The following is a 21,082-nucleotide window of genomic DNA, read 5'->3' on the forward strand; positions in this document are numbered from 1 at the left end:
CAGGCCAAGAAAGGATGAGCTGATGTTGTCTGAAAAGGTAGCTGCACCGAAGATTAGCATTATCATACCGGTCTACAATGTTGAAAAATATATCGGCAAATGCCTGTCTTCTTTGGTCGGCCAGACATTTAGCGATTTTGAAATTATCGCCGTCAATGACGGCTCCAAAGACGATTCCCTTGATATCCTCCGCCGTTTTGAGGAGAGATACGATTTTGTGAAGGTGGTTGACCAGAAAAACGGCGGCATCGCCAATGCGCGCAACAACGGCCTTGCGGCCGCGCGCGGCGAATACGTCTGTTTTGTGGACAGCGACGACTATGTCTCGCCCACTTATCTGGAAGAGCTGTACAACGCCTGTGTGGACACAGGCAGCGATATCGCCTGCTGTTATTACTATTTCCACTTTGTTGAAAATGATTTCCTGTTTGAATATCCGTTCCGCTGCCGCGGGATTCTGAAGCCCGCCGAGGCGATGAAAAAGCTTTTGCGCGATGTGGAAATTCAGAGCCTTGTTTGGAACAAGATGTATAAACGCTCCCTTTTTACAGATTATGATATCAAGTTCCCGACCATGTGCTTTGAAGATATGGCCGTCGCGAACAAAATTTTTGTACATGCAAACCAGGTGGTCGTCATCGACCGCCCGCTCTACTACTACAATCAGCATCCGGCCAGCACCTTGGCCACCATGAATGCGGACAAGATCAACGACTTCATCCGCGCGATCGCCATGGTCCGTATTTCGCTGGAAAAAAACGGGCTTTACGAAAAATACAAGAAGAGCTATCTGGCGCTCACCAGAAAAACATGCGCCTGCTGTTATTTGTATGTATTAAAGCTGCATAATGAGAAAAAATGTATGCGTGGGTGCATGGCCAACATGCGCCGGATATCGCGTGCCATCAGGCATTATTCCGCGGATGAGTTCAGTCCTACGACCATGTTCAGCGAGCTGCCGGATGTGGTGGATGCTCCCGAAAAGCTGGAAAAGGACTACTCCACCCGCTGAAGAAAGTGGGAGTAAACGGAGAATATGAGCGAGAGCAGAAACAGGCCGTCTAAAATATTTCGGATTGCGCTTTTTGCGCTGACTTTGGGGTTGCTGGCCTATTTCTGTCTTACGGACAATCATCTGCTTACTCTGCTGTACAGCTTTCACACGCTTGACCCGTACTGGCTTCTGGGTGCTTTTGGCTGTGTGGTGCTCAGCTGGATGATGGAAGGCCTTGTCACCCAAAATCTTGTCGCCGCTTCCTGTCACGGGGAGTACGGCTTCCGGCATGCCTTTAAGGTGACGATGGTCGGACAGTATTTCAACTCCGTGTCGCCGTTCGCAGCGGCCGGTCAGCCGATGCAGGTGCTTGCTCTGACAAGGCAGGGTGTTGCCTCCGGAATCGCTCTGTCTGCTTTGGTGCGCAAATTTTTGGTTTATCAGATTTCCATCACCGTTTATTCCATGGCGGTCATCCTGATCAAATATTCGTTTTTTCGCAGCAAATTTCAGAGCTTTATGGCGTTGGCAGTCGTCGGGTTTCTCTGTCAGTCCGCGGTGGTGATCCTGCTTCTTTTATTTACCCACAGCCCCGCTTTTACCACAAGGCTGATCCACGGCTGCGTGTGGATTCTGACAAAGCTCCATATTGTGAAAAATCCGAAGCAGGCCGACGAGAAGGTAAAAAGCCAGCTGGAATTTTACATGAAAAACAACAGGGCCATGATGGGAAACCGGCGGATGAAAGGAAAAGTGTACGCGTACACCGCGGTTCAGCTTACCGCCGTTTTCGCGGTGCCTTTTTTTATCTATAAGGCTTTTCACAGTCCCGGCGCACCGTTTGTGGATATGGTGGCAGCGCAGAGCTTTGTCACCATGATTTCCACCTATACGCCGCTGCCGGGTGCCGCGGGGGCGGCGGAAGGCAGTTTTCTGGTTATTTTTCAGATCTTTTTCGGGCAGGACATTCTTCATCAGGCCATGCTGCTCTGGCGGTTTACCGCTTATTATTCCTGTATCATCGTCGGGGCGTTTTTTGCCGGGCTGGACCGGAAAAGCGGAAAGCGAAGCCCGCGTGGAAGATCTTCATAATAGTAATTTTATCATGGGAGGGGGCAGGCATTGGGTTTTCCGTATGCTGCGGCGCAGAAAACGGGACAGGCCCGGTGCCGTGTTACATGAAGGACGGTTTTTTCAGGGTGGCGGCGGCGACGCCGTCCATTAAGGTTGCCGACTGTGAATATAATAAAAATCAGATTCTCGATCAGATGCGCGAGTGCGAAAAGCGCGGGGTGGCCGCGGTGGTTTTCCCGGAGCTTTGCCTGACCGGGTACACCTGCGGCGATCTGTTCCGCGACCGCACGCTGATTTCCGCCGCGCAAAAGGCGCTCGGCGAAATTCTGGAGCAGACCCGCGGGATGAATCTGCTCGCGGTGATCGGTCTTCCCGTCCCGGTCGGGGCGGATCTTTACAACTGCGCGGCGGTTATCTGCCGCGGGAAGCTGCTGGGGCTGCCGGCCAAGAGCAGCATTCCGAATTACAGCGAATTTTATGAAGCCAGGCATTTCACGCCCGCGCCCGCGTACGCGGAAATCTGCTTCTGCGGCGAGACCGTTCCGCTGGGAAACAGCCTGATTTTCCGGTGCGAAAGCGCGCCGGAGCTGGTGGTCGGTGTGGAAATCTGTGAGGACCTGTGGACCTGCTGCCCGCCGTCCGCGCAGCTGGCGCAGTGCGGGGCAACCCTGCTGCTCAACCCGTCCGCGAGCGACGAAATCATCGGGAAGGCGCCCTACCGCCGCAATCTGGTCAACGGGCAGTCCGCGCGGCTGCTCGCGGCCTACGCTTATGCCGACGCCGGGGAAGGAGAGTCCTCCACCGATCTGGTGTACTCCGGGCACAACGTGATTGCAGAAAACGGAACGGTTCTTGCCGAATCGAAGCTGTTTACGACGGGGCTGACCGTGGCGGATGTCGACCTGCAGCGCATGCTTCAGGAACGCCTGCGCACCACTACGTGGTCAAACGGGGGAGAAGCCTGTGAGGTCGCTTTTGACATGGACATGCCCGATCCCGCGCTGGAGCGGAAATTCCCGGCGCTTCCCTTTGTGCCGGACGATACCAAAGATTTGAGCGAGCGGTGCGAAATGATCCTGAACATGCAGGCCGCGGGCCTCAAGACGAGGCTGAAGCACACCGGCTCCAAATGCGCGGTGATCGGCGTTTCGGGAGGGCTGGATTCCACGCTTGCCCTGCTTGTCATTGTGCGCGCGTTCGACCTTCTGAAGCTGGACCGCAAGGGAATTCTGGCGGTCACGATGCCCGGTTTCGGAACGACGAAGCGGACCAAAGGCAATGCCCAGCGCCTTTCCGAAATGCTGGGGGTCACCCTGAAGGAGATTCCCATCGGAGAATCGGTATTTAGGCATTTCGAGGATATCGGCCACGACCCGAACGTGCGCGACGTCACCTATGAGAACGCGCAGGCGCGCGAACGCACGCAGGTCCTGATGGATCTGGCGAATCAGTGCGGTGGGCTGGTCATCGGCACGGGCGACCTGTCCGAGGTCGCGCTCGGCTGGGCCACCTATAACGGCGACATTATGTCCATGTACAGCGTGAACTGCTCCATCCCCAAAACGCTGGTGCGGCATCTTGTGCATCACGCCGCCATCAACAGCGGCAAAGAACTGTGCGCGTTGCTGGAGGACGTGCTGGACACTCCGGTCAGCCCGGAGCTTCTCCCGCCGGAAAACGGGGTCATCGCCCAGAAAACGGAAAATATTGTCGGCCCCTACGAGCTGCATGATTTCTTCCTGTACTACATGCTTCGCTTCGGGTTCACGCCCGCGAAGATTTACCATATGGCGCAGAGCGCGTTTGCCGGGACCTACGACGGCGCGACGATCAAAAAATGGCTGACGACCTTTTACCAGCGGTTTTTTACGCACCAGTTCAAGCGTTCCTGCCTGCCGGACGGCCCCAAGGTCGGCAGCGTCACGCTGTCCCCCCGTGGGGACTGGCGGATGCCCAGCGACGCTTCTTCCGCTCTTTGGCTCAGGGAAATCGAATCGCTGTAATCAAACCCCTGCCTCCCTCCATGAGGGAGGTGGCGCGCTCGGCGCGACGGAAGGAGTTTCGGAGCATCAGACTTCGATTTAACGTAAGCCTACCGGAAGCATCGCCGTAGGCGCATCCTGACCGGCAGGTCCGCGCTAGGCGCGACGGAAGGAGTTCCTTAATACGAAACAACAAATCCCCTTTCCAATGCCGTTAGCCGGTTGGAAAGGGGATTTTTATGACAATTTTATTATAACAGGGACATCGAGCTATCCGTGTCGGAGGAGGTAAGGCCCGAGAGGTCGGAGGACATCATCTGGGTGGTGTTCATCTGCATCTGGGCGATAAAAAGCTGCAGGAATGCGAGATAATCGTCATAGGTGAAAGAGGTGCCGGAAGCGCCGGTTCCAAAGGAAACAGACGAAAGGGCTCCGGCCGACAGGGAGCCTGCCGACGGGGAACCGGTCAGCGCCGAAAGGCCCGTCAGTCCCGTTCCGGCAATGGAAGTGTTCAGAAGCGAGCTTAAACCGGAAAGCGCGTCGGTCGGCGCGGAAACGTCCCCGCCCGCTTCGTTCAGCACTTTGGAAATATAAGCCTGCGTCTCTTTGAACGGAGGAATTCCGCCGTACTTGGCAACGTTGCCGCTGCCCGCGTTGTAAGCAGCGAGCGCCAGCTTGGTATCACCGTCGTACCGGTCGAGCATCTGGCTCAGGTATTTTGCCCCGCCCATGATGTTCTGCTCCGCGTCAAGGGGATTTTCCACCCCAAGCGAGGCGGCGGTTCCCGGCATCAGCTGCATCACGCCCTGTGCGCCGCAGCTTGAGACGGCATCCGCGTCAAATCCGGATTCCACCTTGGCGACCGCTTTGAGCAGGTTCACCGGGAGATTATATTTCTGGGCGGCGGTCTGGAAGATATCGTCCATGCTGCCCTTTTTCTGTTGACTGTCCTCTGCGCCGATCGCGTTTTGCAGCAGATTGGAAAATACGGAGGTCGCCGCACTTTTGTTAACCGCTGCGTTTGTACGGTTCAGAGCGGATATTTGATGATAGTAACCGGAAAGAATACGATTGTCCATGATCATGCTCCACAGTTTATTTTCCTGATATTGGAATCTTTATTTATCATAACGTATTTTGTCGAAAAATCCAACCTTTTTAACAAAAAAATAATTTTTTCCTGATAAAGCGGTTCCCATGCGCGGAAAGAACTCTTTACGGGCGCAAAACAGATGCCGAAAAATCGTGCCGGATTCGTATATTTTGCGGGCTGGATTGGCAGAATATTTTTTGAAGGAGGTGCCGAGATGACAATATCAAAAGGGGAATACAAAAAGATGGCGGATAAAGCTTCGCCCGGTACAACATACGTGAAAAATACCATTCTCGCGTTTGTGGTCGGCGGCGGTATCTGCACACTCGGACAGGCACTGGTTAACCTGTACATGAACTACGGGCTGGAGCTCAAGGACGCGCGCGCGTGGGTTTCCATCAGCTTAATCGCGCTCAGCGCGCTGCTGACTGCGCTGAAAATCTACGACAATATCGCAAAGCACGCCGGGGCCGGTACGCTGGTGCCGATTACGGGGTTCGCCAACTCGATCGTCGCTCCCGCCATGGAGTTTAAAAGCGAGGGCTATGTCATTGGAATGGGCGGAAAAATGTTCGTCATTGCGGGTCCGGTGCTGGTTTACGGAATCGCGGCCTCGATCTTATACGGCCTGATCGTATGGTTTTTCCATTTATACTAAGATGAGGAGGAATGGCTATGCCTACCCGAATCGGCAAATATACGGTTGAACTGACCAGTAAGCCTGTGATTCTCGGTTCTGCCTCGGTTGTCGGCAAAAAAGAGGGCGAAGGGCCGCTTGGGCAGTATTACGACCAGTGTCACAACGACACGACGCTGGGGGAGTCAAGCTGGGAAAAAGCGGAAAGCCGCCTGCAGAATGAGGCGGTCGTGCTTGCGCTGGAAAAAGCAAACCTGAAAAATTCGGATGTCGACTGCATTATGGCGGGGGACCTGCTGAATCAGTGCATTTCCTCCACCTTCGGCCTGCGCAGCCTGAACATCCCGTTTCTCGGGCAGTTCGGCGCCTGCTCCACCATGGCGCAGACGCTGGCGATCGCTTCTTTATTCACAGAGTCCGGCGCGGCGCGGCGGGCGGTCGCGGTGACCTCGTCCCATTTCTGCTCCGCAGAGCGCCAGTTCCGGTTCCCGCTGGAATACGGCGGGCAGCGGACGCCCACGGCCCAGTGGACGGCCACGGCGGCGGGGGCGATTGTAATGGGTTCCCCGCAGCAGAAGCAGGAGGGTCAGATTGTCGTGGATTCCGTCACCTTTGGACGGATCACCGACTTCGGCATCAAGGACGCGGCAAACATGGGGGCCGCTATGGCTCCGGCCGCGGCGCAGACTCTGATCGATTATTTATCGGATACCGGTTCTTCACCGAAGGATTTTGACCTGATCCTGACGGGGGACCTCGGAAGCATCGGCAGCGACCTGATGGAAAAGCTGCTGATGAAGGACGGAATCGATATCAGCGCCGTACACAATGACTGCGGACTGATGATCTACGATATTGAAAAGCAGGACGTCCACGCGGGTGGTTCCGGCTGCGGATGCTCCGGAGCGGTGCTGTGCTCCTATATCATGCAGCAGATGCTGTCCGGAAAGCTGCACAAGGTGCTGTTCCTGGGGACGGGCGCGCTGATGTCGCCCACCTCTTCACAGCAGGGAGAAAGTATCCCGGGCGTGGCGCATCTGGTCCTTTTGAAAGCATGACGCAACAACAAGGGCGGCTCACAGCCGCCCCTGTTGTTTTTTAACCGATGAATTTTTCCAGAGGGGAGATATCCAGACCGGAACAGGTGCGCAGGAAACCGTAGAGCTGCTCCGCGATCAGCCTGTTCCCGCCCGGGGTGTCGCTTTCCACGTTCAGCGGCATCAGCGGGTCGTGCACGCTCAGGCGCAGCAGGAACCAGCCGTCTCCGTTCTCTTTCCCGAAGGAAATGCGGATGCCCTCGCGGTTGTCGGGCGCAATCTGCCAGCCCGGCTGATTTTTGGCGTAAACCTCCAGATCGGAAATGATCCGGCTGCCGCATTCCCGGAAATTTTCTTCCAGAATCGGGAAGCGTAGCTCGGCGGCCTCGGCCGGTTCCGCCAGCGGCAGAAGCAGGCTTTCCAGGGTCTTTCCCTGCGCGCGCAGCTGCGCCATTTTAATAATGATCTTTGTCACCAGATACGCGCCGTCGTCCAGAAAATAATTTTCACGCAGGGCGGCGTGGCCGGAGGTCTCAATGGCAAGCGGGCAGTTGACGCCCGCTTGGTTCAGCCGGATCGCCTCGTTGATGACGTTTTTATATCCTCTTTTAAAACGGTGGTGCTTTCCGCCCAGCGTTTCTTCAATATAGGTCTTGAGTCCGCTGGAGGTAATGGAGTCTGTTACGACGGTGCCGCCCGCGTTGCCCTCCAGCGCAATCGCGGAGGCGATGGCCACCAGCCGGTTGCGGTTGATTTCATCCCCCTTTGCGTCCACCGCGCCGCCGCGGTCCACGTCGGTGTCGAAAATCACGCCCATGTCCGCTTTCGCGGCAACGGTCGCCGCGCACACGGACTGCATGGCGGCTTCGTTTTCCGGGTTGGGGATATGGTTCGAGAAGGTACCGTCCGGCTCCAGGAACTGGCTGCCGTCGGTATTTGCGCCCAGCGGGGCCAGAACATCCCGCGCGTAAAAGCCGCCCGCGCCGTTGCCCGCGTCCACCACGATTTTAAATCCCGCAAGAGGATGCTCGTAGTCCGCGGCGTTCACGCCGGATTTGATTTTTTCTCTCAGGTTCGCGCAGTACCGCGCCATATAATCGACCTTTTCCACTGTTCCGGAGCCGGGAAGGGGTCTTCCGCCTTCCTGCGCGTGCAGCAGAATCTGCTCGATATCCGGCGCGTCAAGGCCGCCGCTTCTGGTGAAAAATTTCAGCCCGTTGCGGTTGAAGGGGTGATGGCTTGCCGTAATCTGTATGGAGCCGTCGCAGCCGAGGTCGACTGTGGTCATAAACATGGAAGGGGTGGAGGCCAGCCCGCAGTCCAGCACATGCACGCCCCCTCCGGTGAGCGAACGGGTCACCGCCGCCTGAATCCGGTCGGCGGAAATGCGGGAATCATGCCCTACGGCGACGGTCAGCATGGAAGCGTCCTTTTTGGTAAAGGCTTCGAGCCACAGGACAAAGCCCGCCGCCATTTTTTCAATATTTTCATCGGTAAGGCTGATTTCCTGCCCCGGTACTCCTTCGCTGGCCACTCCGCGGATATCGGTGCCGCTCTTAAATTGTTTCCAATACTTTGTAAGCATCAATCTGTCCCCTTTATGCTGTTATTTGGTCTTATTATAAGCGATTCAGGGATATTTGTAAACGAGGTGTTCACAATCGAAAATTTGATTACAATCAGTAATATTTATAAGATATACAACAAAGGGGAGAACGAAGTGCGCGCGCTGAACGGCGTTTCCCTGTCCATAGATGAAGGGGAATTCGTCGCTATCGTCGGTCAGTCCGGCTCGGGAAAATCGACCCTGATGAATATTCTGGGCTGTCTGGATACTCCGACCATGGGCGAGTATTATCTGGACGGGGAAAACGTGGCGGGTCTGAGCGAAAAACGGCTGACGCAGATCCGCAACTGCGAGCTCGGGTTCGTCTTTCAGGGGTTCAATCTGATCAGCGGGCTGGACGCGCTTGAAAACGTGGAGCTGCCCCTGCTTTACCGTGGGATTCCAAAATCCGGGCGCCGCGCCCTTGCGCAGGAGGCCCTTTCAAAGGTCGGGCTGACGAACCGCGAGAACCACAAGCCGGACCAGATGAGCGGCGGGCAACAGCAAAGGGTGGCCATTGCGCGCGCGATCGCGGCAAAGCCACCCATTATTCTGGCCGATGAACCGACCGGCAATCTGGACTCAAAGTCCGGCGCGGCGGTCATGCGGATATTGAATTCTTTAAATGAAGAAGGGAAAACGGTTGTTTTGATTACGCATGATGAAAAAATTGCCGCTTCTGCGGGCCGCGTGGTACAGATACAGGACGGGCAGATCGTCAGTCAGTAAATTTTTCGTCGACAATGGTGTCCCTGAATTTGGGGAGCAGCTCCCGGATATGCCTCAGATAAAAGAAGCAGTATTCGTACATCTGGCTGACCGCCTGCATCTGCACGGAGCGGCTGATGGTAATATATCCGCAGCGCGGTTTGAAATACAGGTACATCGGAAAGCCACCGTCCTCGCAGGGCTGAAGAAATTTCGCGTGAAGGCGGTGCGCGCCCAGCTTTTCGTAGAACCGGATGCGCCGCTTCTGCTGTTCGGCAAGCTCCGGGTCGGTTTCGGAGACATATTCCACGGAAAACAGGATGCCGTCGAACGGTCCGCAATATTTCTGCCAGAGCGCGCGGAACAGCGCGCTGCCGTATCCGCAGGCATGGTATTTTTTCAGAACGGCCAGATAATCCAGCCAGAGAATATTGCTGTCCTCCATCGCATACACCAAAGCGTAGCCGATCAGCTCGTTGTCGGAAAGCCGACGGAACAGCAGGATTTTATACCGGTCGCCGTTCAGCAGCTGTAAATACCTTGGATACGGATACAGCTCAGAGGGCGGGAACTGCTGCTTCATGTCCTCATAAATCATGGGCAGGTCATTTTTGTCACCCAATACAATGGCGGACTCGGGTGCGAAAGTCATTTTAACAATCTCCTGTCTAGATAGCAAAGCTCCGGATGCGGACTTTGCTAAAGTAATCAATAGGCATTATAGCACATCCGCCCTGAAAACCGCAAGCCGTCCCGGCAAGCGGAAGGCGTGCCGGCTCATTGACAATCGGGAAGAAAATGTTATAATGACCTTGGAAGATATTAGGATCACTGACCGGTGAAATTCACCGCTGAAGGAGGTTTATTATGACGTCGTCTACGCTTCAACTGCATGATGTGGATGTTCCAGCATTTATTAAGGTGCTTGACCAGTGTGAAGGAAACGTCTTTCTGGTAACACGTGAGGGCGACCATCTCAATTTAAAGAGCAAGCTCAGCCAATTGGTCGGGCTGACACAGCTGATCGAAGGTGGAAAAATCGCAGAGGCCTTCATTGTCTGTGAAAAACCGGAGGACGAATCAAAGCTTTTCCGCTTCAATCTTTTCGGAACGGAAAAAGCATAATCGGCAGAAACGGATATGCCGTCCCGGCAACGATTCCGCCTGACAGGCTTTTCGACACTCTCGCCGCCCGTGAGGGCGGTTTTTTTAGTACACGGGAACATAAGGAGGAACATCATTGGCACACAGAAGAAATCGGAGAACTCCTTTTTGGGTCTCTCTGCTGATTTTCGCCGCGATTTCGGCGGCGATGGCGTTCGGGTCCCGCGGCGGAACGGGGACGGTCGCCGGCCCGGCGCCGCAGAGCTCCTCGGGCGCACAGCCGTCCGGGACGGAGCAGGACACCACAAGCGTCTATTTCCTTGACGTAGGGCAGGGGGACAGCGAGCTGATCCGGCTGAAAACAGGCGAAAATATCCTGATCGACGCGGGTACCCCGGAAACGGCGCAGGAGCTTGCCGACTACCTGGCGGATCTGGGGGTTTCAAAAATCGACTTCCTGATTGCGACGCATCCCCATGCCGACCACATCGGCGGGATGGAGCAGATCGTCGACCGCTTTTCCATCGGGAAGGTCTATATGCCCAGAATTCCCGACAGCCAGATTCCCACCACGGCAACCTATGAAAAGCTGCTGACCGCCATTGACCGGAAAGGGCTGAAAATCACCGCCGCAAAAGCGGGAACGGTAATTTTTGACACCGGGGAGGAAAAACTGGAAATACTGGCTCCGAATTCCGAAAAATACGGTGATCTGAACAGCTACTCCATCGTTACAATGCTTACAAGCGGCGAAAAGCGCTTTCTGTTTACCGGGGACGCGGAATCGGACAGCGAAAAGGAGATGGTGAAAAAGGGGTACGACCTGCGGTGCGACGTTCTGAAATGCGGGCATCACGGAAGCTCCACCTCCACCAGCGCCGCCTTCTTAAAGGCGGCGGGCCCTAGCGCGGCGGTGATCTCCTGCGGCCTGAACAACGATTACGGCCACCCGCACAAGGAAGTGGTGGACCGGCTGAAGAAAGCCGGAGTGACCATTTACCGAACCGACCAGCAGAAAACCATTCTGGCGCAATGCGACGGAAAAACCATCCGGTTTACCACGGGATTAGAATCGGTCGCCGGATAAAGCAGAGGAAATAGACAATTTAAAAGATTAAAAAAAGCGCCTTGAACGGAAAACACGGTTCAAAGCGCTTGATTTATCAATTTTCTATTTTAAAAAAACATCCGCTTACTTTTCTTCGTTGAAAAACTTCTCCCAATCAAAATTGCTGTCCTGTATCGGCTGCGCCTGCGATTTCGGGAGAGAATCGGGGTCCGAGGAAGAAGCGGACGGATCGCTCCGGTTTAAAAGATCCTGCGGAATGGGCGCGGTTTCTTCCTGGTCGGGGTTCACCGGCCTTTTCTCCGGCTGCGGCTTCGCAGCGGGCCGGTGTTTTGCGATGGTCCGGGATTTTGCAGCGGGCGTCGGCTCTGCGGCGGCGGGGGCTTCGGTTTCGTTCGAGCTGGACTGAATATCGGTAAAGGACTGCGTATCGTCGGAAACGGCGTTGGTCGGGTGCTGCGCTTCGTCGCTGTAGGAGCTGATGTCCTCAAAGGTTGCGGGTTCTTCGCTTTCCTGAACGCCGCCCGCGGGGGCGAACTTCAGATTTTGACGGCGTCCCTGAAAAAAAAACTGAAGGTAGATGAACAGGCCGATTCCGCACAGCGCAAGAACGATCAGCACAACGCCCAAAATCAGAAGCCAGGATACGCCGCCGATCCCCGCCGGGGTTTCGGCTTCACTGCTGACGGTACCGGCGGCCGCCACCGTTTCGCTGGAGGAGGAATCTCCGCTGGAAAGAAGCTCTCCCCAGTCCTGGGAAGAAAGCACGTCCGGGTCGCTGACGGTCTGCGCCGCCTGAGAAGCTCTTTTTTCGACCTCATTGGTGTGGGTATCGACATAGTGGTTTACCACCGGCTCCTTGCTGGAAACCGCGGTAGCTCTGGAGCTTTCCGGATTGCTTACGGCGGACTCGGCCTGGCTGTTCTGATCGGGCTGAGAAGATTCACCCTGTGAATTACCGTCGGGCTGGGAGGTCTCTCCCGGCTGGGAAGAAGTCCCCCCCTGCGAAGTATCTTCGGAATGGGAAGAACTGCCGCCCGTGGAAACGGAGCCTGTGGATTCCTGCCCCGGCGGGTCGACCGCAACGGTAGCATTGCTTTCGGCAAAAGCAGTCAACGTAAACACCGTGACCGCAAAAATCAGTGTCAGAAACACTGTCAGAAATCTCTTCGATTTTATATTCATTATCACAAATCCTCTCAATGCTGATAAGCTGACATAAACATATAATATCATATATTATGGTTCCCATACAACTGTGAATTTTCTGTAAAATTTCCATAGAAATACATTTGCGGCAGAAGAACATTGAAAAAACGGTTTTAGGATGATATAATTAAAAAATTAGTATGCAAAATGATTGTGGGAGTGCGATTATGGGCGTAATTATCAGCACCGACAGTGCCTGCGACTTGTTTCCCGATTTATATAAGCAGTATCGGATAGAGATTGTCCCGCTTTATATTACGGTGGAAGGCCGCACCCGCCGGGATGTTTTTGAAATCGGGCCGGACGACGTTTTTGTGGATTACGAGAAAACGCACCGGCTGCCGAAAACGTCGGCTCCGCCGCCCGCCGATTTTTTTGAACTGTTCAAAAAGCAGGTGGGGAACGGAAACGACGTGGTCCATATCGCGATGAATTCCAAATTTTCCTCGTCCTATCAGAACGCCGTGATCGCCGCGCAGGAATTTGACAACGTTTACGTGGTGGACACCTTTACGCTGAGCTCCGCTCAGGGCCTTTTGGTGCTCCGGGCCGCGGACATGCGCGACGCGGGGATGTCCGCGAAAGAGATTTTTGACAGGATCGAAACAGACAAAACCAAAATGCGCACCAACGTGCTTTTGGATACGCTGGAATTTGCCTACCGGGGCGGACGAGCCACCATGCTGCAGATGTTCGGGGCAAACCTGCTGAAGCTGCGCCCCTGCCTTCTGCTGGACACCCACGGCGTGCTTTCCGTGCGGCGGAAATTCCGCGGAAATTTTGCGCAGGTCTGCAAGGAATATATCCGGTTTGTGCTCGACCAGCCGAATATGGATGACGAGCGCGCGTTTGTTTCCACCACGGGGATGGACCAGTCGCTTTTTGACAGCGTAGTCAGAATGGTCAAGGAAAGCGGAAAGTTCCGGCAGGTCCTTACCTCGCGCGCGGGATGCAGCATGACGGTCCACACGGGCCCCAACACGCTTGTTTTGTTTTACAAGGAAAAATAGGAGGAGCTATGCAGCGAAAGGTAAAAATTGTAGCCGACAGCACCTGCGACCTGAACGCACAGATGCTGGAACGCTACCAGATTGAAGTCATTCCGCTCAACGTGAACCTGGGCGACAAGTCCTATCTGGACGGGGTAACCGTCCATACGCCGGACCTGTTCGAATATTATAAAAAGACCGGACAGCTTCCCACCACTTCCGCACCGACTCCCGCGTATTACGAGGAGTTCTACCGCAGGTGGACGGACGAAGGCTGGGAGGTCGTGCATTTCAGCATCAGCGCGGAACTGACCGTGACGCCGAATATCGCGAAGATGGCCGCCGAAAAGTTTGACGGCGTTTATCCCGTGGATTCCCGCAACGTGTCCAGCGGCATGGGCATCCTCGCCGTGAAGGCGGCCGAGCTGCGCGATCAGGGATATTCCGCGGCGGAAATCGCACAGCGGGTCGGGGCGATGACTGGGAAGGTACGCACCACCTGCGTAATCAGCACGCTCCTTTATATGTATAAGGGCGGGCGCTGCACCGGGGTGCAGGCGCTGGGCGCGAACCTGCTGAACCTGAAGCCCTGCATCGACGTGAAGGACGGCAAAATGGGCGTCGCCAAAAAGTACCGCGGAAGCCTGAAATCGGCGGTCTGCAAGCTGGTGGAGGACAGGCTGAAGGGTGCGGAAAACATCGACCTTTCCCGTCTGATCATCGCCCACTACGACGTGGACAATGAAACCATTGAAGCGGTCAGACAGAAGATCATGGAATACCAGAATTTTGAGGAAGTTGTGGTCGGGGACTGCGGCTGTTCCGTTTCGGTTCACTGCGGGCCGGGGACCTTCGCCATTGTTTATATGGAAAAGTAAGGAAAAGGGCAGGGGCTGCTGCATAATCGCTCTTTTGAAAAATAAGGTACAAAAAATACGTCTCGATCGGACTGCTGAAAGTCGTTTCGAGGCGTATTTTCATGCTCTTAGGCATTGCTTCGTGCGATCTGCTATCTAGAATCCATTTTGCGACAGCCTCTTTTTCCGCTTATAACGGCTGTGTGGGTTCGCTGTTCGCCAGAAGGATATCCCGGGCCAGCTGCTCCAGCTGTTCCCAGCTTTCCAGAGCTCCCGCCCGGCGGCGGAACGACGCGGCGTTTTTCATCCCTTTCAGGTACCAGCCCACGTGCTTGCGCGCCTCGTTCATGGCGCGGTGCTCGCCCTTGTATTCGCACATCAGCCGGATATGCCGCAGCATGACCAGGATGCGCTCGTGGATATCCGGCGGAGGGACGATCCGGCACGAATCGGTCAGGTAGGCATTGATCTGGGAAAAAATCCACGGGTTGCCCAGCGCCCCGCGCCCGACCATCACCGCGTCGCAGCCGGTCTGCTCCAGCATCTGCGCGGCGGCCTGTGCGGAAACAACGTCGCCGTTTCCGATTACGGGGATGCCGACCGCCTGCTTGACCTGACGGATGATTTCCCAGTCCGCGTTGGGGGCGTACATCTGCTCGCGCGTGCGGCCGTGGACGGTGACGGCGTCCGCTCCGGCGGCCTCGCAGATTTTGGCGACTTCCACCGCGTTGGCGCTGCCGCTGTCCCAGCCCTTGCGCATTTTCACCGTGACCGGTACGGGGACGGCGCTTTTGACCGCCGCGACGATCTCCCCGCAGAGTCCGGGATTTTTCATCAGTGCGCTGCCGGAACCGCTGTAGCTCACCTTCGGCGCGGGGCAGCCCATGTTGATGTCGATCACGTCCGGGCGGTACTTCATCGCCTTTTCCGCGGCCTGTGCCATTACGGCGGGCTCGCTCCCGAAAAGCTGGATGCCCGCCGGGCGCTCCGCTTCGCTCAGCTCCATCAGCTCGCCGGTCTTTTTGTCGTTGAACTGGAGCCCCTTCGAGCTGACCATTTCGCTGACCGCATAGGAGACCCCGAAGCGCACGCAGGTCTCTCGGAAAGCCCGGTCGGCCACGCCGGCCATCGGCGCGAGCACGGCGAAGCCATCTATTTGTAAATTGCCGATTTTCATGCAAAATTCCTTTCCGTTTTAAAATCCGCGTTCATTATAACACTTATTTTTTTCTTTGGAAAGTGCTATAATACCAATGTATATGTTCGAAAAGAGGCGAGGCTTTCCGGCTGGCTGTGTTGCTTTCCGGTCCGCCCGCAGACGATACCGCTGAAAAAGGAGAACAACATGAAGCTGCTTGTACTTGACGGAAACAGCATACTGAACCGCGCGTTCTACGGCATCCGCCTTCTGACCACGAAGGAAGGGATTTTTACCAACGGGATTTACGGTTTTCTGACGATGCTGCAGAAACTGAAAAACGAAACCGACCCCGACGCGGTGGCCATCGCGTTCGATATGCGCGCGCCGACCTTCCGCCACAAGGAATACGCGGGTTACAAGGCGCAGCGCAAGGGGATGCCCGAAGAGCTGGCCCAGCAGCTTCCCAACCTCAAGGAACTGCTGCGGCTTCTGGGCTACCGTCTGGTGGAGTGCGAGGGCTTTGAGGCCGACGATATTCTGGGTACGCTGGCGCACCGGTGCAGCGAAAGCGGGGACGAGTGCATTCTCGCCACCGGCGACCGCGACAGCCTTCAGCTGGTCGGGCCGCGTGTCAGCGTCCGTCTTGCCGCGACCAAATTCGGCCAGCCGCAGGTGACGGTTTACGACGAGGCCAAAATTATGGAGGACTACGGCGTGACCCCGAAGCAGCTGATCGACATCAAGGCGATTCAGGGGGATTCGTCGGACAATATTCCAGGCGTCGCGGGCATCGGCCCGAAGGGCGCGGGCGACCTGATTCAGAAATACCACGATCTTGATTCTATTTATAAAGATATCGATACGCTGGATATCAAGGAAGGAATGCGCCAGAAGCTGGTCAGGGACAAGGAAACCGCTTATCTGAGCCGCTACCTCGGGACCATCCGCACAGACGCGCCGGTCGATCTGGAAATTTCGCACTATGTTCCGCAGCCCTGCGACAATGATGCCGCCGCGCGCCTGATGGCAAAGCTGGAATTTTTCTCGCTGATCGACAAAATGGGTCTGCGCGAGCCCGCTGCTTCTCCGGAGGCGGAGAAAGCGGAGGAAGCCGCGCCGGGCGTTGCGGAAAACACCGACCCGGCGGCGCTTTTGAAGGAACTTGAAAAGGCGGGCCGTGCCGACTTTATTGCGGAGGATGACGGCGCGAACCTGAAGCTGTACCTCAACAGCGGCAGCCGGATTTATGTGATCGACGACGCCGGATTGGTCAAACGGCTCTGTGAGGACGAAACCATCCGCAAGAATACGCATGACATCAAGCCGCTTTACGCCGCTCTGCTGGCGCGGGATATCGTGCTGAAAAACCCCGGGATCGACACGATGCTGGCGGCTTACCTGCTCAACCCATCGGCGTCCGGGTATGAGCCGTCCCGGCTGGCGCAGGAGTACGACGTTGCCCTGACCCGGCAGGAGGACGCCCGGCTGACGGACGCTTGTGTGATGCCCGCGCTTGCGGACGTGCTGGCCGGTGAAATCGGGAAGAAAAACCAGACAGAGCTGTTAAATAACATCGAAATGCCGCTGGCGGAAGTGCTGGCCCGCATGGAGACCGTCGGGTTTGCTGTGGACAAGGACGGCATCCGCTCGTACGGAGAGGTTTTACAGGCACAGATCGACACGATCCAGACGCAGATTTACGAAACGGTCGGCTATGAATTCAATATCAATTCCCCCAAACAGCTGGGCGAAGCGCTGTTTGAAAAGCTGGGGCTGAATCACGGAAAAAAGACGAAAACCGGCTATTCCACGGCGGTGGAAATTCTGGAAAACCTGCGCTACGAGCACCCGGCGGTGGAGCTGGTGCTGAATTACCGCAGCCTGGCAAAGCTGAAATCCACCTACTGCGAGGGCCTTTTAAAGGTGATTGGGCCCGACGGAAGAATCCATTCCAATTTCAACCAGACGGAAACGCGTACGGGCCGCATCAGCTCCACGGAGCCGAATCTGCAGAACATCCCCGTGCGCACCGACCTTGGCCGGGAAATGCGCCGTTTCTTTGTCGCGCGCGAGGACTGGGTGCTGGTGGACGCGGATTACTCCCAGATTGAGCTGCGCGTTCTGGCGCACGTTGCCAACGATAAAAATATGATACAGGCATTTTTGAATAATGACGATATCCACCGCAGCACGGCGGCGCAGGTGTTCCATATGCCGGAGCAGATGGTGACCCCGGTGATGCGCAGCCGCGCCAAGGCGGTCAATTTCGGCATCGTGTACGGTATTGGCGCGTTTTCTCTTGCGAAAAACATCCATGTTACGCGCAAGGAGGCCGACACCTATATTAAGGATTACCTTGCCCACTATTCCGGGATCGACCGGTATATGAAAGAGGTCGTGGCGCTGGCGAAGGAAACCGGCTATGCCGAGACCATGTTTGGCCGCCGGCGCTACCTGCCGGAACTGACCTCCAGCAATTTCAATATGCGCTCGTTCGGCGAGCGGGTGGCGCGCAATATGCCGATTCAGGGCGCCGCCGCCGATATCATCAAAATCGCCATGGTGAAAGTAGAAAAGCGGCTGGAAAAAGAGAAGATGCGGTCCCGTCTGATTTTGCAGGTGCACGACGAACTGATTGTGGAGTCCCCGAAGGACGAGGCGGAGAAGGCCGCGCGGATTCTGACGGAGGAAATGGAGAACGCCGTTTCCCTTTCCGTCCCGATGGTTGCCGAGGCCAAAATCGGGAAAACCTGGTACGAGGCGAAGGCATGACCATTTTCACCTGTCCCGTCTGCGGGGAAAAGCTGGACAGGCTTGACAAAGCCTATGTCTGCAAAAACGGGCACAGCTACGATCTTGCGGGGGAGGGCTATGTCCACCTTCTGCCGCCGAACAAAATGCACGCCAAAGTACCCGGCGACAATCAGGAAATGACCGCGTCGCGCCGGCGTTTTCTGGAATCCGGCGCCTACCGGCTTTTCAGCGACAAGCTCAATGAGCTGGTGCGCGCATATTCCCGGACAAAAAGTCCAATTATCCTTGACGCGGGCTGCGGGGAGGGCTACTATACCGGGCGGCTCCGCGAAGACCTGTTTTTCCATGGGTTTACCCCGCAGGTCTTTGGGTTTGATATCTCCAAGTTTGCGGTAAAGGCCGCGGCGAAAAAATACAAAGCGATCTCCTTCGCCGTTGCCAGCAGCTTCGGCATCCCGGTTTCGGACGGCGCGGCGGACTTCGTTCTGGACGTGTTTGCGCCGGTAGTGGAAAGCGAGCTGAGCCGCGTGCTCAAACCGGGCGGAACTCTGGTTTTAGCCGTGCCGGGCCGCCGTCATCTGTACGGGTTAAAGGAAATCCTGTACGACGAGCCCTATGAAAACGAGTCCTTTGAGGCGGATTACAGCGGATTTGCCTTTATCGGCTGCGTGCCGGCACAGACCGACGCCGTGATTTCCGGCGCGTTGATTCAGGACCTGTTCGCCATGACGCCCTATTTCTACAAAACCGGGGCGGAGGGCGTACAGCGGCTGAAACAGGTACGGACACTGGAAACGCATCTGGAATTTGATTTTCTAATCTATGAAAAGGTGGGAGAAAATTGCGCAGGCGCAAAGAGCTGACAAACGAACAGTTTGAAAACATGGGCTTCCTTGTTTTGATTACGGTGCTGGCCCTGCTGTGCCGTTTTCTGCTTTTCCCGTTTGAGTCCGGGGATTATCACCAGTTTTTGCAGGGATGGTACACCGCGCTGAAGGAGAACGGCGGCTTTGCGGCGGTGGGGATGAATATCGGCGATTATATGCCGACCTATCTCTATCTGCTTGCCGGGTTTACATATCTTCCCGTTTCCGGGCTGACCGCCATTAAGCTTGTTTCCAGCCTGGCGGACATTGTTCTGGCCGTTTACGTGATGAAAACGGTCCGGCTGAAGGTTGACGACCCTCTGTACGGAGGAATGGCATACGCGGCTGTTCTGTTTTTACCGAGCGTGGTGCTGAATTCGGCTGTCTGGGGGCAGTGCGACGCGATTTTTACCGCCGCGCTCGTCGCCTGTGTGTATTATTTCATGCTGGATAAGGAATATCAGGCGGTCGCCGCCTTTGCCATCGCGTTTGTCTTTAAACTACAGGCGGTGTTTCTGGCGCCGTTTTTGCTGCTCCTGCTCGTCAAGCGCAGGGTGCGCCTCAGCACCTTCCTGATGATTCCGTTCGTGTATCTGTTGGCCATCCTTCCCGCAATGTTTCTGGGGCGCAGCATGAGGGGACTTCTGACGGTATATTTTTCCCAGGCGGGGCAGTATAAGATGATCGCCATGTTCCTGCCGAACCTGTACACCTGGCTGCCGGAGGACACGCCGGAGTACATCAGCGCCGCCGCGGTGATTCTGGCCGGCGCGCTGACCATTTCCGCGCTGTTCTATCTATATAAAAGGAAGTTCGTTTTTACGGACGAGCTGTTTGTTTCGCTGGCGCTCTTTTTCGCGCTGCTTTTACCGTTCATCCTTCCGCATATGCACGAGCGGTATTTTTATCTGGCGGATATCCTGTCGGTCGTCTTTGCGTTTTATTTCCCGAAGATGCTCTACGTGCCGGTGGTCACGGTGCTGAGCTCCACCTACGCCGTCTGCCACAACCTGTTCAACACGGACTTTTTCAGCGTGCAGCTGCTGGCGGTCATTATGCTTTTTATTCTGATACAGGTTGCCAGGCACACGGTGCGGCAGATTGACCTGCAGTCGGAGCAACCGGGGCAGGTGCCGGGATGAGCGGGGTGCGGATCGTGCCCATGGGCGAGGAGCACCTCGGCGCGCTGGAGAAGATCGACGCCCTCTGCTTTTCGGACCCCTGGCCGCCCGAAGGGCTCCGCGCGGAGCTCTCCAGCGATACGGCCTGTTTTGCCGCGGCGGAGTGCGGGGGAAAAACCGTGGGCTGCGCGGGAATGCACTGTATCTGCGGGGAATGCTATATCGACAAGGTCTGCGTCCACCCCGGCTTTCGCCGGAGGGGGATCGCGCGGGCGCTGGTGCGGTATCTAATAGATGCCGCGGTCAAAAACCACGCGGAATTTATTACGCTGGAGGTGCGGCGGAGCAACGATGCCGCCGTCGCGCTTTACGCCGGGCTCGGCTTTGAGCCGGTCGGGGTCAGGAAGGACTTTTACACGGCGCCGAAAGAGGACGCGCTGCTGATGACGAGATTTTTTCAAAAGGGGGAGATATCATTGAATCGTGCAGAATTTGTAAAGAATTTCTGGAAGGAAATGGATGAGCAGAACTGGAAAAAGCTGTTCGGCTATTTTTCACCGAATGCTTCCATATGCTGGCCGAATACGAAGGAGCACTTTACGGTTTCTGAATTTGTACATGTCAACGAAGTATATCCCGGACGCTGGAACATTAAGGTTAATCGTCTTGAAGAAACCGGAAACACGGTAATTTCCGTTGTATCTGTCCGTCTTGCCGACGGGGAAACCGAATTTACAGCGATTTCTTTTTTTGAATTTGTAGATGACTATATTTCCGTTCTGACGGAATATTGGGGAGATATCTCCGAGCCGCCGGAATGGAGAAAAAAGAAAGATCAATAAAA

The 21,082-nt window shown here is 55.8% G+C and carries 19 protein-coding genes; 14 read left to right on the forward strand and 5 right to left on the reverse strand.

Annotation, left to right across the window (positions count from 1 at the left end):
* Window positions 1-22 precede the first annotated feature (22 nt).
* The 3 genes from LY85_RS13110 (at window position 23) to LY85_RS13120 (ending at window position 4,071) form a co-directional block, all read left to right on the forward strand.
* Complete coding sequence (locus LY85_RS13110) at window positions 23-1,012, forward strand: glycosyltransferase (protein ID WP_038322004.1); 990 nt, start codon at window positions 23-25, stop codon at window positions 1,010-1,012.
* 24 nt (window positions 1,013-1,036) lie between these two features.
* Window positions 1,037-2,086: a lysylphosphatidylglycerol synthase transmembrane domain-containing protein gene (locus LY85_RS13115; RefSeq protein ID WP_141827007.1), complete on the forward strand. Its 1,050-nt coding sequence runs from the start codon at window positions 1,037-1,039 to the stop codon at window positions 2,084-2,086.
* Window positions 2,087-2,172: 86 nt separating this feature from the next.
* The gene (locus LY85_RS13120; protein WP_141827008.1) at window positions 2,173-4,071 is read left to right on the forward strand and encodes an NAD(+) synthase; all 1,899 of its coding nucleotides are present in this window, start codon (window positions 2,173-2,175) and stop codon (window positions 4,069-4,071) included.
* A 230-nt stretch (window positions 4,072-4,301) separates the two neighbouring features.
* Here LY85_RS13120 and LY85_RS19715 read toward each other — a convergent pair whose 3' ends face one another.
* Window positions 4,302-5,129: a lytic transglycosylase domain-containing protein gene (locus LY85_RS19715; RefSeq protein ID WP_279230999.1), complete on the reverse strand. Its 828-nt coding sequence runs from the start codon at window positions 5,127-5,129 to the stop codon at window positions 4,302-4,304.
* 228 nt (window positions 5,130-5,357) lie between these two features.
* Here LY85_RS19715 and spoVAC point away from each other — a divergent pair, with 228 nt between their 5' ends.
* A complete protein-coding gene (gene spoVAC / locus LY85_RS13130; protein WP_042081179.1) occupies window positions 5,358-5,801 on the forward strand; it encodes a stage V sporulation protein AC in 444 nt (147 codons plus the stop codon).
* Window positions 5,802-5,818: 17 nt separating this feature from the next.
* A complete protein-coding gene (gene spoVAD, locus LY85_RS13135) occupies window positions 5,819-6,838 on the forward strand; it encodes a stage V sporulation protein AD (protein ID WP_038322001.1) in 1,020 nt (339 codons plus the stop codon).
* A gap of 40 nt (window positions 6,839-6,878) precedes the next feature.
* Here the strand turns inward: spoVAD and LY85_RS13140 are convergent, their stop codons facing one another.
* Complete coding sequence (locus LY85_RS13140) at window positions 6,879-8,402, reverse strand: phosphomannomutase/phosphoglucomutase (RefSeq protein WP_141827010.1); 1,524 nt, start codon at window positions 8,400-8,402, stop codon at window positions 6,879-6,881.
* A 135-nt stretch (window positions 8,403-8,537) separates the two neighbouring features.
* Between LY85_RS13140 and LY85_RS13145 the strand changes: the two genes are divergently transcribed.
* Window positions 8,538-9,152 carry an ABC transporter ATP-binding protein gene (locus tag LY85_RS13145; RefSeq protein ID WP_347562439.1) on the forward strand — a complete coding sequence of 205 codons (615 nt, stop codon included), beginning with the start codon at window positions 8,538-8,540 and terminating at the stop codon, window positions 9,150-9,152.
* Here LY85_RS13145 and LY85_RS13150 read toward each other — a convergent pair.
* Window positions 9,142-9,783 carry a GNAT family N-acetyltransferase gene (locus LY85_RS13150; protein ID WP_141827012.1) on the reverse strand — a complete coding sequence of 214 codons (642 nt, stop codon included), beginning with the start codon at window positions 9,781-9,783 and terminating at the stop codon, window positions 9,142-9,144. The two genes, LY85_RS13145 and LY85_RS13150, sit on opposite strands and share 11 nt — an antisense overlap.
* 215 nt (window positions 9,784-9,998) lie before the next feature.
* On the opposite strand from LY85_RS13150, the gene LY85_RS13155 reads away from it, so the two are divergent.
* Together LY85_RS13155 and LY85_RS13160 are read left to right on the forward strand one after the other, a co-directional pair.
* Window positions 9,999-10,256 (forward strand): hypothetical protein, encoded by a 258-nt coding sequence (locus LY85_RS13155; RefSeq protein ID WP_038321998.1) that lies wholly within the window; start codon window positions 9,999-10,001, stop codon window positions 10,254-10,256.
* Window positions 10,257-10,371: 115 nt separating this feature from the next.
* Window positions 10,372-11,322, forward strand: a complete 951-nt coding sequence (locus LY85_RS13160; RefSeq protein WP_243122558.1) for a ComEC/Rec2 family competence protein — start codon at window positions 10,372-10,374, stop codon at window positions 11,320-11,322.
* A gap of 105 nt (window positions 11,323-11,427) precedes the next feature.
* On the opposite strand, the gene LY85_RS19360 is transcribed toward LY85_RS13160, so the two are convergent.
* Window positions 11,428-12,486 (reverse strand): hypothetical protein, encoded by a 1,059-nt coding sequence (locus tag LY85_RS19360; protein ID WP_185741215.1) that lies wholly within the window; start codon window positions 12,484-12,486, stop codon window positions 11,428-11,430.
* A gap of 191 nt (window positions 12,487-12,677) precedes the next feature.
* Between LY85_RS19360 and LY85_RS13175 the strand changes: the two genes are divergently transcribed.
* The gene (locus LY85_RS13175) at window positions 12,678-13,520 is read left to right on the forward strand and encodes a DegV family protein (RefSeq protein ID WP_185741216.1); all 843 of its coding nucleotides are present in this window, start codon (window positions 12,678-12,680) and stop codon (window positions 13,518-13,520) included.
* A gap of 8 nt (window positions 13,521-13,528) precedes the next feature.
* Window positions 13,529-14,377, forward strand: coding sequence for a DegV family protein (locus LY85_RS13180; protein WP_185741217.1), 849 nt, complete (start codon window positions 13,529-13,531; stop codon window positions 14,375-14,377).
* A gap of 169 nt (window positions 14,378-14,546) precedes the next feature.
* On the opposite strand, the gene dusB is transcribed toward LY85_RS13180, so the two are convergent.
* Window positions 14,547-15,533, reverse strand: a complete 987-nt coding sequence (dusB, locus tag LY85_RS13185) for a tRNA dihydrouridine synthase DusB (RefSeq protein WP_141827017.1) — start codon at window positions 15,531-15,533, stop codon at window positions 14,547-14,549.
* A gap of 168 nt (window positions 15,534-15,701) precedes the next feature.
* On the opposite strand from dusB, the gene polA reads away from it, so the two are divergent.
* Genes polA through rimI form a run of 4 tightly spaced genes read left to right on the forward strand, consistent with a single transcriptional unit; the run spans window position 15,702 to window position 21,080 of the window.
* Window positions 15,702-18,269: a DNA polymerase I gene (gene polA, locus LY85_RS13190; RefSeq protein ID WP_141827018.1), complete on the forward strand. Its 2,568-nt coding sequence runs from the start codon at window positions 15,702-15,704 to the stop codon at window positions 18,267-18,269.
* Window positions 18,266-19,114 carry a putative RNA methyltransferase gene (locus tag LY85_RS13195; RefSeq protein WP_141827019.1) on the forward strand — a complete coding sequence of 283 codons (849 nt, stop codon included), beginning with the start codon at window positions 18,266-18,268 and terminating at the stop codon, window positions 19,112-19,114. Before polA ends, LY85_RS13195 begins: the two co-directional genes overlap by 4 nt.
* Window positions 19,093-20,259 (forward strand): glycosyltransferase family 39 protein, encoded by a 1,167-nt coding sequence (locus tag LY85_RS13200; protein WP_052010365.1) that lies wholly within the window; start codon window positions 19,093-19,095, stop codon window positions 20,257-20,259. Before LY85_RS13195 ends, LY85_RS13200 begins: the two co-directional genes overlap by 22 nt.
* Complete coding sequence (gene rimI / locus LY85_RS13205; protein WP_141827020.1) at window positions 20,256-21,080, forward strand: ribosomal protein S18-alanine N-acetyltransferase; 825 nt, start codon at window positions 20,256-20,258, stop codon at window positions 21,078-21,080. The genes LY85_RS13200 and rimI overlap by 4 nt, the downstream gene beginning before the upstream one ends.
* Window positions 21,081-21,082 lie beyond the last annotated feature (2 nt).

Origin of the sequence: Clostridium sp. KNHs216 (assembly GCF_006714885.1) — a bacterium.
Lineage (GTDB): Bacteria > Bacillota > Clostridia > Oscillospirales > Acutalibacteraceae > Caproiciproducens.